Source organism: Streptomyces tibetensis (genome assembly GCF_040647715.1).
Lineage (GTDB): Bacteria > Actinomycetota > Actinomycetes > Streptomycetales > Streptomycetaceae > Streptomyces > Streptomyces tibetensis_A.
On record NZ_JBEZCR010000012.1, the window covers coordinates 278,727 to 294,845 of the forward strand.

A 16,119-nucleotide genomic window follows, 5' to 3' on the forward strand; every position below is an offset into this window, starting at 1 on the left:
CACCCATCCGAACAGCGCCTGAGATCGCCTCGATCGACGGAAGGAGCCCACCGGCCGCGACGTCGAGACAGTCGACGGACTGAACGCTTCCGTCATCGCGCTCGCACTGATCCGCTGGGCGTGACGCCCGTGCGCCAGGCGGGCAGGGGCGCTCGGGGCATCGATCAGTCGTCGGCTGCCACGGTGCTCAGCAGGGTGGGTGCCGCGACCACTTCGACCTCGCCCGGCGGCAGGATGTGGCCCTCGGCGCAGGAAAGCCGGGGGTGGACAGGTGCCCCGCAATCCCGGTGCCTCAGACGTACCGGACCTCCGTCAGGGGCGGCATGCCGGTCGCCCCACTCCATGAGGGCGAAGAAGGCGACCATGAGCTCTTCGCCGGGCGGGGTGAGTTCGTAGCGGTGCCGTGTGCGCTGGCCGGCTTCCTGGTAAGGAACACGGGTCAGGAGCCCGACGTCCACGAGTTCTTTGAGCCGCTTGGACATCGCGGGCTCGCTGAGCGGGGTTTCCCGCACGAAGTCCTGGAAGTACGTCGTGCCGTAGAACGCCTCGCGCAGCACCAGCAGGTTCGCCGGGGTGCCGAGCACCTCCAGGGCACGAGCGGCGGAACAGCGCTCGGACCGCCAGCTGTCGCGGTCGGCCAGCAGGCCAATCAGGGATGACGTCACCACCCCACTCTACGAGGAGCCTGACTTAAGGTACGTTAAGTCAGCCATCTCGCCCACCTCTGGAGGTTTCCCCATGTCAGCTGCAGCCCTGGAAGCAACTCTCGATCACGAGCAGGTGGTGGTCCGGTCAGGCCGCCGGACCGGCCTCCCTGTGATGATCGCCGTCCACTCGACCCGCCTCGGGCCCGCGGTGGGCGGCGTCCGCATAACCCGCTACGCGTCGCCGGCCGACGCGTTCGTCGACTGCCTTCGGCTGAGTCGGGGCATGACGTACAAGGCCGCCGCCGTCGGCAACGGTACGGGCGGCGGCAAGGCTGTCGTACCGCTGCTTCCCGGCGGCCCGCAGCAACTGGACGAGGCGCTGCGCGACGGGCTGCTGATGGACCTGGCCGAAGTGGTGCACGAACTCGGCGGCGCGTACCACGTGGCGCCGGACGTGGGCAGCAGCACCGCCGACATGCTCCGCATCCGTCGCCGCACGCCGTACGTCGGCGGCTACTCGACCACCGAGAACGGACTGGGTGCGACAACGTTCGGCACGGCCGCAGGCGTGGAGCACGCGATGCTGGCCACTGCCGAGCACCTGTGGGGTGCCGCCGATCTGCACGGCCGGGACGTCGTGGTCGTCGGCTTCGGAGCCGTGGGCGAGGAACTCACCCGACGCCTGGTGGCCGCAGGAGCCACGGTCAGGGCAACCGACATCGACATCACCCGTCGCGCAGCCGCGGAGACGGCTGGAGCACGGTGGGTGGAACTCGACGGCGCCTACACGCTGGAGACGGAGATCCTGGCGCCGTGCGCACTGGGCGGAGTGTTCACCAGTGAGCTGGCGGCTGCGCTGCGCTGCCGCGCCGTGGTCGGCTCGGCCAACAATCAGCTGGCCACCGACGAGGTAGCCGCCGATCTCGCCAAGGCAGGAATCACCTGGGCCCCCGACTTCGTGGCCAACGCCGGCGGAGTGATGTACGGGACCGGCGTCGAACTGCACCACCTGAGCCCTGAGCAGTCCCGGGGCCGGCTGAGGTCGATTCAGTCGACGACCGCCGAGATCCTGCGGCGGAGTACCGAAGAGGCTACGACCACCCTGGCAGCTGCCAACCGGATCGCGGAGCGCGCTCTGGCCGCCGCCGGGCGGTAACGCTCTGCTCGACGACCACCCGCCGGTCGAGGGACGCTTTTTTGCCGCGGACGCCCTCGCCCGCCGGGTCGTGCTCGCGCGCCGGCATCTGCGAACTGTTCCGATCTCGGTGCTTGCCCCGGCGCGCAGGCTCACAGCCGGCTGCGTTCGCCCCCCCCGTCGCGGCTCGCACTTCACCGCGCGGCACGACACCCCCCAAGCGCCGATCGCCCCTGTTACGGGGGACGGCGCATTTCACGGAGAGAATCGATGAGTACGCGTGCGGCCCTGCGCCGCGTGGCCCAGGCCGGGGTGCTGCGATGCGCCCGGCCTTCCGACATCTGGTTCAAGCCCGCGCTGAGCGTGGTCGCCGCTACCGCCCTGCCTGCTCTGTCTCTGCTCGTGCTGGGCAGGCTCGACCTGGCGATGTACCCGATAGCTGGCGCCATGTCCGCGCTGTACTGTCACCACCGCCCATACGCTGCCCGGTGCCAGGCCCTGGTCTGGGTGGTGCTCGGCATGGTCGGTGGCCTCGCCGTCGCGCTGCTCACGGCGGCGCTCACCACCAACGCAGTCGTCCTGGTCGGTGTCGGCGCTCTCATGGCCGCTCTACAGAAGGCCGTCTGCGACGCCACCCGCATCGGCCCGCCCGCGAGTGTGGTCCTGACTTTCATCAGCTCGACCGCGCTGTTCTTGCCTCAGACTCCCGCTCAGGTCCCCGGCCATGTCGGGCTGGCCCTGCTGGGGGGAGTCTGGGCCTGGCTGGTCTGCATGGCGCCCGGCCTGCTGCGCCCCCACGGACCCGAGCGTCGCGCCACCGCCCACGCCCTGGACACGGTCGCCGCGTACGTAGCCGTGAGCGGCACGGCCGAGGTCCAGGTCAAGGCCCGCGCTGCCGCGGCTGCGGCTGTGCAGGCCGCCTGGCAGTGCATGCCGGCCGCCGGCGCCCGAGGCGACCTCACACGCCGCTCCCTCAGACGGCTCGTCGCTTGCGCCGAAGTCGCCGTCACCGCCCCTGGAGATGCCGACCCGGAGCGTCTGCAGGCGTGGGCGCGCAACCTGCGCGGCTCGGGCCCGGTCCCGGACGTCGGCCCCCCGGTGCCGGACGGCGAGGAACTCCTCGACGTCGACGCCGAGACGACCGCCTCACCCCGGGCGGCTTGGTGGAGCCGGCACAATCTGCTCGCCCCCATCGCGGTGCGCACCGGAATCGGCTGCGCGCTTGCCGGATACGCCTCCCTCACCCTCGGGATCGGGCGCCCGTACTGGGCCCTCGTCACCGCCGCCTCCCTGTACCAGGCCAACCTCACGCTCACCCGGCGACGAGCAGTTGAGCGGGTCGTCGGCAACCTCATCGGCGTCCTCGCCTTCGCCGCTGTCGTTCCAGTCGCCCACCTGCATCCTGCGGCCCTCGTGCTGTGCTTCCTCGCCTTCTGCTTCGCCGCCGCGGCACTGATCGGCCCCAACTACTGGCTCCATACCGTCTGCGTCACCCCGATGGCCCTGCTCATCACCGAGTTCGCCCGGATGCAGGACTCCGTCCAGTTGATCACCGGACGGATCACCGACACTCTCGTCGGCACGCTCGTCGGCCTCGTCGCAGCCCTGGCAGTCACCAACCGGCGCGCAGGGGACCGCCTCGAGAACGCGCTCACCGCCGTCGAGCACGCCCATGCGCACACGGCGGCTCTCCTCGCCGAGCCGGATCCCGTACCCAGCGCGCTGAACGCCGCCCGACGTCACCTCGGCGCCGCGTTGGTCGAACTGCGTGCCTCGGCCGACACCGCAGCCGGCGAGTGGTGGCAGCACGCCCTGCCCAGCGACAGAGTCGTGCACGCCGAGCAGTCCGGACACCAGATGCTGGCTGAGGCACTACGACGTCAGAGGCCGGCCCTCCTGGGCCAGGACGCGGGCACCACACGACAGGACGCCCGAGCATGACCGGGACGACAAACCCGACGGACCCTCAGCCTGCCACCCACCGGCGGCCAGCATTCCGGCAGCCAGGGTTCTAGCCGAGATTCTTTGAACTGGGCACGACCACGTACTGCCGCAGGTGCAGGTCGCGGAAGCTCACCGGCCCACGCGGACCGGGGACCCGGTCGATGTTGATACCGGTCTCCGGCAGTCGCAACAGCTTGAAGCCGTCGAGAAGTCGCGTGGGGGAATTCCAGAAGACCCCGGAGCCGCCATAAGCATCAATGAACCGGGCAGCGGCGGCAGGGTCGTCGGTCGCGATGGCGGCGGCCAGCCCGGATGTCTCCTCATTCGCGATCCGCGCCGCGCCCGACGGACCGTCGGCGGCGTCGATCGTCACGGTTGCCGCACGCTCCGAGTCGAGTGCCCACTCGAATCCGCGCGGATGGGTGTGCGGGGGAAGAGATGCGGTGATGCCCAGACGGTGCAGCAGCTGAAGAATGCCGGGCAGCCGCTCTTCGTAGACAGGCCGGTCGATGAGCAGCAGATTGAGTCGGTTGCACACGCCCAGGCGGTCGAGGCTGTCGGTGATCAGCCGGTGCGCTGTTGTTTCGGTGGCGGCCGAGTCCACGTACAGGACTCCGCCGCCGTCGGCATGGGCGAGGGTCCGCACACCGTGACGTGCGCCTTCCTGGCCGAGGTCGCGGGTGCTGTCGCCGCTCCCGCGAAGGATAACCAGCGGGATCAGCTCGGGCAGGGCCACCAGCGCGTAAGCCGCAGAGCGGTCTTCGCTGGGCACCAGCTGGATGGCGTCCGGATCCAGCCCCGCCTCGGCGAGCGCCGGCGCGATCACTTGATCCACCAAGGCCCGGGACGAGTCGAGCGCCGCCGATCCGGTGCGCAGCACACCCGCGTTGCGCGACTTGAGGAACTGGGACGCGATATCGAGCGTGACGTTCGGACGAGCCTCGAAGTTGGCGCCGATGACCCCGACCGGACGCCTGCGTTCCAACAGGGTGAGGCCGTCCGGGCGCACCTCGACGACCCTGTCCCTCGGCTCATGCGACGTATCCGCCAGCGTGCGCAGCTCCGCCGCCATGGCCTCCAACCGCGTCGAGGTCAGTCGCAAGCGATCCTGCAGCGCGGACGACATGCCCGCGGAGACAGCAGCCGCGAGGTCCTCCTCGTTGGCGGCCATGAGAGCCGACTGCGCCGATCCCAGACGCTCCGCCATGCCACGCAGCGCCGAGTCGATCTCGGCGTCCGAGGCACTGACGAGAGCGGTGCCACCCTGCTTGGCTCGGATGGCACAAGCACGCACGACATCCAAGGAGGCGGGTGCTCGGTGATCCTCGTCGCTTGTCACGGGCTTCCTCTCACTGTCCGAATGCCACAGCAGCCTAGAAGCAGGATCGTAGCATCGTTCAACAATCTTGTTCGGCGTCTGTGCCCCGGCAGTGCCGGGGGACGCGGGAAACGGCTCGTGGCGATGTCGACGCTGAGAAGTACACCGGCCCTGACCCAGGGATCAAGGCCGGTCTCATGACGAAAGGCCGGCTCCTGGCGGTGAACGCCAGGAGCCAGCCGTGTGGATCACTGGGACCTGTTGGACCAGGCCCGCGCGACGGCCTTGGCGAGAACGTCGGCTACCTCGTCGGCATGGGACAGGTGCGGAGAGTGCCCGGAAGGAACACGAACACTGTGGGCAGCACGCGCGGCCCACTGTTCCTGTACCGCGGGCGGCAGTGCCGGATCCTCGGTGGCCACGACGTACGTCAGGGACACCTGGGCGGGCGCGGCGCCCAGCTTCTCGGTGAAGGCGCGCACGCCCTGCCAGTTGAGGCGTTTGACGGCCTCGGCGGTCAGGGCGGGGTCGACGCCGCTGAAGATGGACTCCTCGGCGTCTCCCGCCTTGACGGCCAGGCCGTCGGGCGAGTGGTGCCAGGTGGGCGGGAAGTCGCCGCCCATCCACTCCATCATCGAGGTGCCCGCTTCGAGGGCGAAGGCGGCGATGTAGACGAGCTCCGTCACCTGGTCCGACTCTGCGGCGGCCCAGGTCGCCGGCACTCCCCCGTAGGAGTGCGCGGCGAGCACCACAGGTCCGTCGACAGCCGCGACGGCGGCGCGCACCACCTCGACGTCCTCGGCCAGCCCCCGGGCGGCCGCGCTGTCTGGACTACTGCTGGGCAGTTGGACGGCTCGGGAGGCGATGCCGCGGGCGCTGAGCCTCTCACGCAGGGGTTCGAAGATCCACGGGGTGTGCATCGCTCCGTGCACGAGAACGACAGTGGGGTTCATCTGAGCTGTCCTCAAGTAGCGCAGGGTCAGTCGGTCATGGCGTCGCGGACCAGCGCGGTGTCCACGAACTGTTCGAAACGGACGATCAGGCCGCCGCGCACGACGAAATGGTGGGCGACCCGGACGTCGATGTTCTTGCCGGTGGCCTTGTTGGCCGCCGTATAGCGGGCGAGGACGACGACGTTCTCGCCGTCGACGACGTAGGTGTCGTCGTGGGCGGTCCAGCCGTCCCACTCCTTGCCCAGCTGCTCCATCACGTTGGTGGTGACCCCGTCGGGGGTACGGTAGGTGCCGGCCACGGGGAAGCCGGCCATCTCGGTCCACTCCACGTCGGGGGCGAGGGTGGCGCGCAGGGCCTCCAGGTCACCGGCCGCGGAGGCCAGGTACTGGCGGCGTACGACGTCGGCGGGGGCCGTGGACGTTGCGAAGTCGGTCATGGTCAGCCCCACTTCATTTCGCCCTTGGCGACCTTGGCGCCGATCTGGGCGGCGATGAGCATGCCGTGGTCCGGGTAGCGGGCGACCAGAGCCTCGGTCAGCGCGGCGCCGTCGGCGGCCTTGCCGAGCTCCTCCTCGAAGGCGAGCAGATAGTCGCGGGTGGCGGAGATCGCGGAGGCGTTGGCCGGGGCGTTGGGCAGGCGGTGGCCGGGGACGACCAGTTCCGGCTGGAGGGCGGCCATCTCGTCCAGCAGGGTGACCCAGGCGGCGCGGTCGTCGGGGGTGGGGGTGTCGGCGACCCAGACGTGCTCCTGCTGGAAGAGCAGGACGCCGCCGAGGAGGGCGCGGTGCTCGGCCTGCCACAGGTAGTGGCGGTCGGGCAGTCCAGCAGGGCCACCCTTGAGTTCGAAGCGGTGTCCTTCAAGGGTGAGGTCGCCGGTCAGGGGCTCCAGGTCGACCAGGCGCGTGGGCAGGTTCGGGCCGAGGGCCTCCCATGCCTTGAGCTTGCCCCGGTAGGAGTGCTGGATGTGCTCGATGACGATCGGGGTCGCGACGAACTTCGCGTCGGGGAAGGCGTCGGCGATCACCTCGGCGCCGAAGTAGAAGTCAGGGTCGGCGTGGGAGACGAAGACGGTGGTCAGAGTCTTGCCCGAGTCGAGGATCTCCGCGGCCAGGCGGTGGCCGTCGGCGCGGGTGAAGGCGGCGTCGACCAACAGCGCCTCACTCTCCCCGGTGACGAGGGTGGCCGTCTTGTTCTTGCTGCCGGCCGGAAAGTCCAGATCGAAGATTTTGACATCGAGGGTGCTCATGCTTGGTGCTCCTTGCGGGGAAGGGGATGGCACAGTCAGGAGAGAGCGGCGAGTCGCCTGTCCACCTCGCCGACGGTGGCGCGGCCGTGAGCCAGGACAGCGACGCGGTCGCCGTCGACGCCGAGCAGGGTGGGGAAGCCGGTGACGCACAACTCGGCACAGCGCCGGAAGTCGTCCGCCGCCGCGTCGTACGCCTCGGGGAGTCGAAGGCGGAAACGACAGCGTCGGCGTCAAGGCCGGCCTCTCACCGAGGACAACAGTACCTGACTAGTCAGGTATTCCGGTGTTCGGCTGTCAGGCGATTCACCTTGCTCCACGTGTCCGCGCAGCTCATGAATCCAGCACGAGCGCGGAGTCGAGGAGTGACTAACCTTGCGATCATTCGGACGCATCTCGCCTTGGGGCGCGCTGTCCGCGCGGGGGAGATCGCCGGGACAGGCCCGCAGCCAGGCTGGCATGCGCCATGACGCGGGGGCTCAGGTCGATGAGGTGCTGCGCGGCTTGGAGGTCGTCGCCGGTGCAGCGACGCATGCGGGAGGGGCCTCCGGGACGGCCCACAACCCTCAGGGAAGCCGGGGCAACATGTCCCGTGCCGTGTGGCTCAGGATGCGAAGGTCTTCGGCGAACCGGTCCCCGTCCTCCACCGGGAGGGGCGCCAGGAAGTAGCGCCTGATGTTCTCGACATGGATCCGGGACGCGGAGACCGTGGTCTCCTCGCCGAGCGGCGTCAGGCGCACCAGCCGCCCGCGCCGGTCACCGGGATCCTCGACGCGTTCGACCAGGCCGGCCGCCTCCATACGGTCCACCAGACGCGTGGCGCCACCTGTCGTCAGGACCTGCTCCTGGGCGACGGCCCGCATCGACAGCCCCGGCTCCCCCGCCCTGCCCAGAATGAGCAGCACCTCGAACATCAGGTGGCTGATACCGCAGTCCACTTCCAGAGCCCGCCCCAGGATGTACTCCAGCCGGTTCGCGGCCCCCTGCAAGCGCCCGAACGCCAGGATCAGCGCGTTGTTCGCGGCGTCGCTCGACGTCGAGATTTCCGCATGCTCGTCCACCCTCCTGACGCCCCTTCCCATTCCTGCTTCCATCCGCCCACCGATCATGTCGCACCGGCAGAGCGGCGGGTCTGCCGACTTGGCTACCGGCCCTGGGCGAGCCGGAACGCGCCGGGCGTCGCACCGGTGTGGCGGGTGAAGAACTTGCCGAAGTTGGTGGGCTCGGGGAAACCGAGGCGGCGCGCGATGGTCGCCACCGGCTCGTCGGTGTGCGCGAGCAGCCGCCTGGCCTCCAGGGCGACCCGGCCGTCGATGACGTGCTTGACGGGTTGTCCGGTCGCGGCCGTGCAGGCGCGGGTGAGGGTCTTGACGGTGTAGCCGAGGCGGTGGGCGTAGTCGGCGGCGCGGCGGGTGGTGGCGTAGGAGCGCTCCAGCTCGGCGCGGAAGCGGGCATACACCTCGCCGCCGGCGTGCGGGTCGGTGCCGCCGTCGGGGTGGGGCAGCCGGTCGATCTGCAACAGCACGGTGGCCAGCAGGAGTTGGAGGATCTCCGCCGACACGGCTTGCCCGGTGCGGTCGTACTCGGCCCGCAGCTGGCCCAGCAGGGCGGACAGGACGGCGTACGAGGGGTCGGCGCCGAGTTGCCAGCACGCGGGGCCGTACCACTCGTTCACCAGCTTCTCGGCGCTGCTGAAGTGCGGCGGAAAGGCGGGCGTGAAGAGGAGGTGCGTGCCGTTGGTGGTCCCGGGGTCGACGAAACGCTGCACCTGCCCGGGGCGGATCCACATCAGCGTCCCTGGGCGGCAGGGATGCGTGACGAAGTCGATCGCGTGTGCCCCGCTGCCCTCGGTGATCAGGGTGAGGGTGTGGAAGTCCACCCGATGGACCGCGTCGGGACGGTGGTTCCGTCGTCGGCGCCGTTCGTGCAGGGTCGCCAGGTCGACGATCTCGAAGCCGGGGATCCGCTCCTCGGGCGGATTGAAGTCGAGCCGGGGGATCGCACCGCCCCGGCAGGGATCACCCCTTTCCAGGTCCGGGGGAACCATCACACTCTCCAGATGTCCTCGATTTACCATGCGGGGTCTTCAGCGTATCTCGTCTGCCTGCGGTTTCGCGGCGAGAGTGGAGGTCGTCAAGGCGACGCAAGGCCGCCTCCACCGCAAGGAGCATCCGCATGAACGGCACGGTCACGGTCCTCGACAAGGGCCCGGTCCGCATCCACAGTTACATGTCCCCGGCGGACACCTTCCACGCCACCACGCAGCTGGTCGAGACCCCGGCCCGGATCGTCGTGATCGACGCCCAGTTGAACCCCGCCTACGCCGACGAGGCCGTCGCCTACGCCAAGGGGCTCGGCAAGCCGCTGGACCGCCTGATCATCACCCACGCCCACCCCGACCACTACAACGGCGCCGACCGTTTTGGCGTCCCCGTCCACGTACTGCCCCAGGTGCGTGAACAGATCGCCGCACGCCCCGCCGCCCAGCTGCCGAGCGGCCTGGCCGTCCCGGCCACCGACCTGCCCTCCAGTGTGGACATCACCCCGGGCACCGAGGTCATCGACGGCATCCGGTTCGTCTTCGAGGCCGTCTCCGGCGGAGAGGCCGCCGACGAACTCCTCGTCAAGCTGCCCGAACAGGGCGTCCTGATCGCCCAGGACCTCGTCTACAACGACGTCCACCTCTACCTGGGCAACAACGACATCACGGGCTGGCAGCAGGCCGTCGACACCCTGGCCGCCGAGACCGGCTACGACACGATTCTCGCCGGCCACGGCCTGCCCGCGGGGCCGGAGGTCTACGCCGGGATCCGCCAGTACCTCGCCGACGCCCGCGAACTGCTCGGCGACGACGGCGAGGCGTACAAGAAGGCGATCGTGGACCGCTACCCCTCCCACGTCGGCCCGTTCATCATCGACATCGCCAACCGGTCCCTCTTCGGCGCCGGTCACTGAGCCTCTGACTCCCTCCTCAACTCTCGCCCCCCCCAGGGAGACTTGCCATGTCAGTCCGTCTTCGCCGTACCCGTGCCGCAGCCGTCGCGGTGGCCTCGCTTCTCGTCCTGGGCGGCGCTGCCCAGGCCCTCGCCGCCCCCGGCGGCGACCTTCCTCACACGCCCCTCCCGCACCACCGAGGTCACCTGCCCACCAGCTACACGATCCCCGGCGACAAGACCTACCCCGAGGGCATCGCCCGTCAGAGCGGCACGCCCTTCTTCTACGTCGGCAGCACCAGCGACGGCACCATCTACCGCGGCGACGTCCATCAGAGCGCGACCCAGGTGTTCCTGCCCGGCGGCCACGACGGGCGCGTCTCCGTCGCCGGGATGAAGACCGACCGGGCGGGGCGGCTCATCGTCGCCGGCGGCGCCACCGGCAAGGTCTTCGTCTACGACACCCGCACCCGCGCCCTGCTGCACGTGTTCGACACCGGCCGCACCGACACCTTCCTCAACGACGTTGCCCTCGCTCCCAACGGCGACGCCTACATCTCCGACTCGCTCCACCCCGCGCTGTGGCACATCAGCGCCGCCGAGCTGAAGAGCAAGAAGGTCCAGCAGCCGCTGCACGTGGGCGTGGACCTCAGCGGCTCCCCGATGGTCTACGACGACGGTTTCAACGGCAACGGCCTGGTGGTCACCGGCGACGGCCGCTACGTCCTGCTCGCCGACTACAACGACTACGCCTTCTACCGCGTCGACCTCAACACCCACCGGGTCGTCCCGATCAACCTCGGTGGCGCCAGGGGCGTCTCAGGCGACGGTCTGCTGCTGCGGGGCCACACCCTGACCGCCGTCACCGAACTCGACCACCCCGAGGGCCAGATCAGCGTCCTGAAGCTGAGCCACGACTACACCAAGGCCGGGCTCGTGCGCACGATCCACGGCCACGGCATGCACAGCCCCTCCACGGCCGCCGTCGACGGCCACGACCTGCTGATCGTCAACTTCCAGTTCCAGATCGCCGCCCCGAAGCTCCCGTTCAACGTGGTGCGGGTCCACGTCTGACAGCCACCAGGCACAGGCACCAGAAAGGACACCATCCTCATGAAGATCGCCATCGTCGGTGCCGGCAACATGGCCCGCGGCATCGCCACCCGCGCCCTGGCGGGCGGACACACGGTCACCGTCACCGCCAAGGACCCCGGCAAGGCCGTACGACTCGTCGACGAACTGCGCGGTCAGGCAACCGGCGAGGGCCGGATCGCCGCCGCCGACGCATCGGCCGTGGACAACGCGGACATCGTGGTCCTCGCGGTCCCGTTCGACGCCGCCAAGCAGCTCGCCGCGGCCTACGGGGAGCGGTTGAGCGGCAAGGTGCTGATCGACATCAGCAACCCCGTCGACGCCTCGCTCGACGCGCTCGTCGTCGTCCCAGGCTCCTCCGCCGCCGAAGAGATCGCCAAGGCCGTCGCGCCGGGCACCCGGGTCGTGAAGGCGTTCAACACCACGTTCGCCACCACCCTGGTCGCCGGACAGGTGAGCGGGACTCCGCTCGACGTCTTCATCGCCGGTGACGACGAGGCCGCTCGCAGGCAGGTCGCCGACCTGGTCACCTCCGGCGGGCTGGACCCGGTCGACGTCGGCGCCCTGAAGCACGCCCGCGAGCTGGAGGGCTTCCAGCTGCTGCACATGGCCCTGCAGACCCGAGAAGGCGGCCACAGTTGGGCCAGCACGGTCAAGATCGTCGCCCCCTGAGCGCCCGGCCGCAACTCCCTTCGCCCCGCTGCCGGCCTGCAACCCGCACGGGCCGGCGGTGAACCGTCACCGATCCCCCACCAGGAGGACCATCCCATGCACCTGCGCACCTCCCTGACCACGCTCGCTGCCGCCGCGGCCCTGCTGGCCTCCGCGACCACCGCCACCGCGGCCACCGAGCCCCTCACGGCACCCCGCATCGCCGACCACTTCGACCTGGCGGCCTCGCAGCAGCCCGAGAACATCACCGTCGGCCACGCCGGAACGGCGTACCTGACCTTCTCCTTCGCCCGGCAGATCGTCCGGGTCGCTCCGGGCGGCCGTCCTCACGTCCTGGCCACACTGCCCGCCCCGGCCACGGCCGGCACCCCCAACCTGGGCAAGGCGTTCGTCGGCGGCATCGCCCGCGCGGACGACGGCACCCTCTACGTCACCTACGCCACCGGCACCGCCGACCTCACCGGCGTCTGGGCCGTCCGCCCCGGCAGCCGCCCGCACCGCATCGCCGCCCTGCCCGCCGACGGACTGCCCAACGGTCTCGCCCTGGACCGGCGCACCGGCAGGCTGTACGTCACCGACTCCGTGCACGGCGTCGTCTACCGTGTTCCCGTACGAGGCGGCGGGGCCGTCGTGTGGGCCGAGGGCGAGGCCCTCGAGCCGAGCTCCTTCGCCGGTGCCAACGGGATCAAGCTGCACCACGGGGCGGTGTGGGCGACCAACCTCGACAAGGGCACCGTCCTGCGCATCCCCGTCACCGCCCGCGGCACGGCCGGCCCCGTCCAGGTCCGCGCCACCGGCATGCCGTCCATCGACGACTTCGCCTTCACCGGTCACGGCGACACCCTCCTCGCCGCCCGCGACGACAACCAGGTCGACCTGGTCCGCCCGGACGGCACCCACACCGCGGTCCTCACCGCGGCCGACGGCCTGCAGACCCCCACGTCCGTCGCCGTCCACGGCCACACGGTGTACGTCCCCAGCGCGGCGTACCTCACGAACAAGGACCCCAACCTCCTCGTCGCGCACCTCGACCGCTGACGCGCACGCTCCACTCGCCCCCGAAGCCCCGGAAACTGACATGCCCGAAACCCCTCAGGCCGGCACCGCCATCTCGGAAGACGTGCCCCGCCTGCCGACGCCCCGCGGTCTGTCACTCGTCCTGGTCCTGGGCTCCCTGACCGCACTCGGCCCGCTCACCATCGACCTCTATCTGCCGGCCCTCCCCCAGGTCAGCGCAGACCTGCATATCTCACAGACCGTCACCCAGCTCACCCTGACCGCCGTCATGATCGGCATAGCGGTCGGTCAGCTGGTCCTCGGTCCGCTCAGCGACACCCTGGGCCGACGACGGCCCCTCCTGACGGGGTTGACGGTGTACGTCGTGGCGAGCGCCGTGTGTGCCCTCGCCCCGGACCCTGCGGTGCTCATCGGCATGCGCCTGGTCCAGGGGCTGGCAGGCGCCGCCGGCATCGTCATCGCCCGAGCCGTCGTACGCGACCTGTACGACGGGCTCGGCGCCGCCCGCCTGCTGTCCTCGCTGATGCTGGTCTCCGGCACGGCACCGATCCTCGCCCCTGTGCTCGGCGCCCAACTGCTGCGCCTCACCTCATGGCGCGGCGTCTTCGTCACCCTCACCCTGCTGGGCCTCGCCATCCTCGCCGCCACCGCCACCCTGCTCACCGAGACCCTGCCGACCACACATCGACGGCACGGCGGGCTGACCACCACGCTGCGCACCATGCGCGACCTGATCCGCGACCGCCGCTTCACCGGCTACCTGCTCACCGGCAGCCTCGGCTTCGCCGCCCTGTTCGCCTACATCGCCGGCTCGTCCTTCACCATCCAACGTATCTACGGCGCCTCCCCGCAGACCTACAGCCTGCTCTTCGCCGTCAACTCGATCGGCATGGTCGCCACCGGCCAGCTCAACGGCAAGCTGCTGCTCGGCCGCTTCCCCTCGCACCGCGTCCTGGCAACGGGCCTGGCCGTACTCGGAGCCGCCAGCACCGCCCTGCTCCTCCTGGTCACCACCACACACGCGGGTCTGCCCTGGATCGCCACCGCGCTGTTCTTCACGGCCTGCCCCGTCGGCACGATCCTTCCCACCACCACGGCCCTGTGCCTCCAGCGCGCCCCACACGCGGCGGGCAACGCCTCCGCACTGCTGGGCACCACCCAGTTCCTCATGGGTGCCCTCGCACCGGCCTTGGCCGGTCTCGGCGGCCAGGGCACAGCCCTGCCCATGGCCACGTCGGTCCTCGGCCTCGCACTGGCCGCGTCAGGCAGCTTCCTCGCCCTCTGCCGCCCGTGGAGGCCCACTGCGGACCCGCTGGCGCGGTGAGCCAGGCGCCCCACGAACGCGCAGCCGAGACGACAGAAAGAGCCGGAGGCGAACGTTCGTCCGCAAGTCAATCTGAGAGTCTGCCAACCTGCGCGCTTCGACGTACGAACCGATCCACCGAGACGACGACCTGACGGCACGGCCGTACGCACGTGCCGTGCGGCGTCGGAGGTGTTGTTCGCGGAGCACGGCCCGACGGCACCGTGGGTGTTGTGCCCGGTAACGACCGCACCTCTGCGCGTCGCCGCACTGCGACCCCGGCACTGCTCTCAAAGGGGTTTGGCACTGCTGGAGACCGACGGCCTGAGGGCCGGTGTTCTGGTGCGGCCAAGATTCCTTGGCACTCGCCACCCGGCGCACTGTGCCGCGAGCATGCGGCGCGCCCCCATGGCGCCCCGCGCCGACAGTTGCCGCTCTTGGCGACGGGGTCGCCAGTGAATCGCCGTCAGCGTCGCCGCCCGTCGCAGACCCTGCGTATCGAGCGCGTCCACGAAACCCCCGCCCACGAGACCGCGTGGACCGTAGCCGCCTACGAGCAATGATGGTGACGCTGCACAGCGTGGCCACCTGGGGCCGGTCGTCGAGGGCGAAGTCGGTGATCATCCGGCGTGCGCGGGTGTCGTAGAGACAGTGGAACCCGCTGTTGTCATGCGACGCGCGGATCTCCAGGTTGGCGAAGTCTGCGCGGGTGACGTCGAACTCGGTGGTGGTGAAGGGGAGGCGGAGACCGCGAACGACGGGGGGTGGCGGGTGCGGTGACTTGGGCCCGCCAGTCCGGCGGGATGTGGGGGCAGAGGCCGGGTATCGCGTTCGACCACGAGGTCCTGGACGTCGGTGCGTCCGAGCTGGCTGAGCAGGCTCTCCGGTGTCCGCCAGATCGTCTCCTTCGTCTCCGGGGTTCGGGTGGGCTGGAGCTCGCGCTCCACGGTCAGGACCGCCTCGTAAGTGTCCGCCGTCCAGCGGTCAGCAAGAGTCCTGCCACAGCCACCCACAGACAGCCACACTGTGGAATCGCCAACCGCACCGGCCTGAGCCAGCCGGCTGTTTGACGCCTTCCGGCAAGCAGGTGGAAGACAGCGAGAATGGCCCGACCGTCTTCCGACCCGCAGCCACCAATGCTCGCGCGTTTCCGCAGGTCAGCGGACCCTTCCTCGCGGCTTCAAGGGCACCGGTGGCAGTTCCGGTGCGGGCAGTGGAGCCCCGTCGTATCCCTTCACCTCCCCGAACCGCGTCCCCTCCATCCAGTCCCGCCGCGCCTGCTCGATCTCCTCTTGCGTTCGTCCGATCCAGTTCCAGAACATAGCGAACCCTGCCCGCATCAGTGCAGGTCAGCGGCGTTCCGGACCGCCGACGGTTAGCAAACTGTCAGCATCGGTCCCGGAGGAGTCTGCAACCGTGAGTTCCACTGCCCTGGTTCGTGGGATGGGGTCGTTCTTCAAGGAGTGTGAGCATCCGCGGTCGCGGTGGTCGAAGTGTCCTCACCCGTACAAGATCCGGTATCGGTCGGCGGCCGGGAAGCAGGTGAAGGAGTCCGGGTTTTCGACCCAGGACAAGGCCATCGTGCGTTTGACGGAAATCTACAACGCGAAGAGGGCTGCGCCGCGGGGTCAGGCGAAGACGGAGCGGGTCGCGAAGTACGGGGCGATGCGGTTCGGGGAGTACGCCTTGCAGTGGAAGGCCGGACAGCGGGACTTGGGGCCGGCGTCGGTGGTGCACCTGGACTCGCTGCTGAACATTCACCTGCTTCCGCTGCTGGGCAGCCGGCGGATGGACACCTTCGACCACAAGGTCGTCGAGGACTTCATCCGGACCCTGGAACGCAACGGTGTTGGCCTGGCCGC

14 protein-coding genes and 2 pseudogenes are annotated in these 16,119 nt (G+C 70.0%); 8 read left to right on the forward strand and 8 right to left on the reverse strand.

Annotated features, from left to right (window positions below; translation table 11 throughout):
- Positions 1-164: 164 nt before the first annotated feature.
- Entirely contained in the window at positions 165-665 is a 501-nt protein-coding gene (locus AB0B29_RS30035) for a winged helix-turn-helix transcriptional regulator (RefSeq protein ID WP_218967957.1), read from the reverse strand.
- Positions 666-738: 73 nt separating this feature from the next.
- On the opposite strand from AB0B29_RS30035, the gene AB0B29_RS30040 reads away from it, so the two are divergent.
- On the forward strand, positions 739-1,803 hold the full coding sequence (locus tag AB0B29_RS30040; RefSeq protein WP_362244592.1) for a Glu/Leu/Phe/Val dehydrogenase dimerization domain-containing protein: 1,065 nt from the start codon (positions 739-741) through the stop codon (positions 1,801-1,803).
- A 249-nt stretch (positions 1,804-2,052) separates the two neighbouring features.
- On the forward strand, positions 2,053-3,723 hold the full coding sequence (locus AB0B29_RS30045) for an FUSC family protein (RefSeq protein ID WP_362244593.1): 1,671 nt from the start codon (positions 2,053-2,055) through the stop codon (positions 3,721-3,723).
- Positions 3,724-3,793: 70 nt separating this feature from the next.
- Here the strand turns inward: AB0B29_RS30045 and AB0B29_RS30050 are convergent, their stop codons facing one another.
- The 6 genes from AB0B29_RS30050 to AB0B29_RS30080 form a co-directional block, all read right to left on the reverse strand.
- Positions 3,794-5,065, reverse strand: coding sequence for an aldehyde dehydrogenase family protein (locus AB0B29_RS30050; protein ID WP_362244594.1), 1,272 nt, complete (start codon positions 5,063-5,065; stop codon positions 3,794-3,796).
- A 227-nt stretch (positions 5,066-5,292) separates the two neighbouring features.
- A complete protein-coding gene (locus AB0B29_RS30055) occupies positions 5,293-5,997 on the reverse strand; it encodes an alpha/beta fold hydrolase (RefSeq protein ID WP_362244595.1) in 705 nt (234 codons plus the stop codon).
- A gap of 26 nt (positions 5,998-6,023) precedes the next feature.
- Positions 6,024-6,434, reverse strand: a complete 411-nt coding sequence (locus AB0B29_RS30060) for a nuclear transport factor 2 family protein (RefSeq protein WP_362244596.1) — start codon at positions 6,432-6,434, stop codon at positions 6,024-6,026.
- Positions 6,435-6,436: 2 nt separating this feature from the next.
- Positions 6,437-7,243: an MBL fold metallo-hydrolase gene (locus AB0B29_RS30065; RefSeq protein ID WP_362244597.1), complete on the reverse strand. Its 807-nt coding sequence runs from the start codon at positions 7,241-7,243 to the stop codon at positions 6,437-6,439.
- 563 nt (positions 7,244-7,806) lie between these two features.
- Positions 7,807-8,301 (reverse strand): MarR family winged helix-turn-helix transcriptional regulator, encoded by a 495-nt coding sequence (locus AB0B29_RS30075; RefSeq protein WP_362244598.1) that lies wholly within the window; start codon positions 8,299-8,301, stop codon positions 7,807-7,809.
- Positions 8,302-8,384: 83 nt separating this feature from the next.
- Positions 8,385-9,287, reverse strand: a complete 903-nt coding sequence (locus AB0B29_RS30080) for an AraC family transcriptional regulator (protein ID WP_362244599.1) — start codon at positions 9,285-9,287, stop codon at positions 8,385-8,387.
- 128 nt (positions 9,288-9,415) lie between these two features.
- On the opposite strand from AB0B29_RS30080, the gene AB0B29_RS30085 reads away from it, so the two are divergent.
- From AB0B29_RS30085 to AB0B29_RS30105, 5 genes are all read left to right on the forward strand, one after another.
- Positions 9,416-10,195: an MBL fold metallo-hydrolase gene (locus AB0B29_RS30085; protein WP_362244600.1), complete on the forward strand. Its 780-nt coding sequence runs from the start codon at positions 9,416-9,418 to the stop codon at positions 10,193-10,195.
- A gap of 47 nt (positions 10,196-10,242) precedes the next feature.
- Positions 10,243-11,247 (forward strand): SMP-30/gluconolactonase/LRE family protein, encoded by a 1,005-nt coding sequence (locus AB0B29_RS30090; RefSeq protein ID WP_362244601.1) that lies wholly within the window; start codon positions 10,243-10,245, stop codon positions 11,245-11,247.
- Positions 11,248-11,286: 39 nt separating this feature from the next.
- Entirely contained in the window at positions 11,287-11,937 is a 651-nt protein-coding gene (locus tag AB0B29_RS30095) for an NADPH-dependent F420 reductase (RefSeq protein ID WP_362244602.1), read from the forward strand.
- Positions 11,938-12,033: 96 nt separating this feature from the next.
- Positions 12,034-12,975, forward strand: a complete 942-nt coding sequence (locus AB0B29_RS30100) for an SMP-30/gluconolactonase/LRE family protein (RefSeq protein WP_362244603.1) — start codon at positions 12,034-12,036, stop codon at positions 12,973-12,975.
- Positions 12,976-13,015: 40 nt separating this feature from the next.
- Positions 13,016-14,278 (forward strand): multidrug effflux MFS transporter, encoded by a 1,263-nt coding sequence (locus AB0B29_RS30105; RefSeq protein ID WP_362244604.1) that lies wholly within the window; start codon positions 13,016-13,018, stop codon positions 14,276-14,278.
- A gap of 1,136 nt (positions 14,279-15,414) precedes the next feature.
- Here the strand turns inward: AB0B29_RS30105 and AB0B29_RS30110 are convergent.
- Positions 15,415-15,579, reverse strand: a pseudogene (locus AB0B29_RS30110) (pirin family protein); the annotation flags it as partial.
- Between the two features lie 94 nt (positions 15,580-15,673).
- Between AB0B29_RS30110 and AB0B29_RS30115 the strand changes: the two are divergent.
- Positions 15,674-16,119, forward strand: a pseudogene (locus tag AB0B29_RS30115) (tyrosine-type recombinase/integrase); the annotation flags it as partial.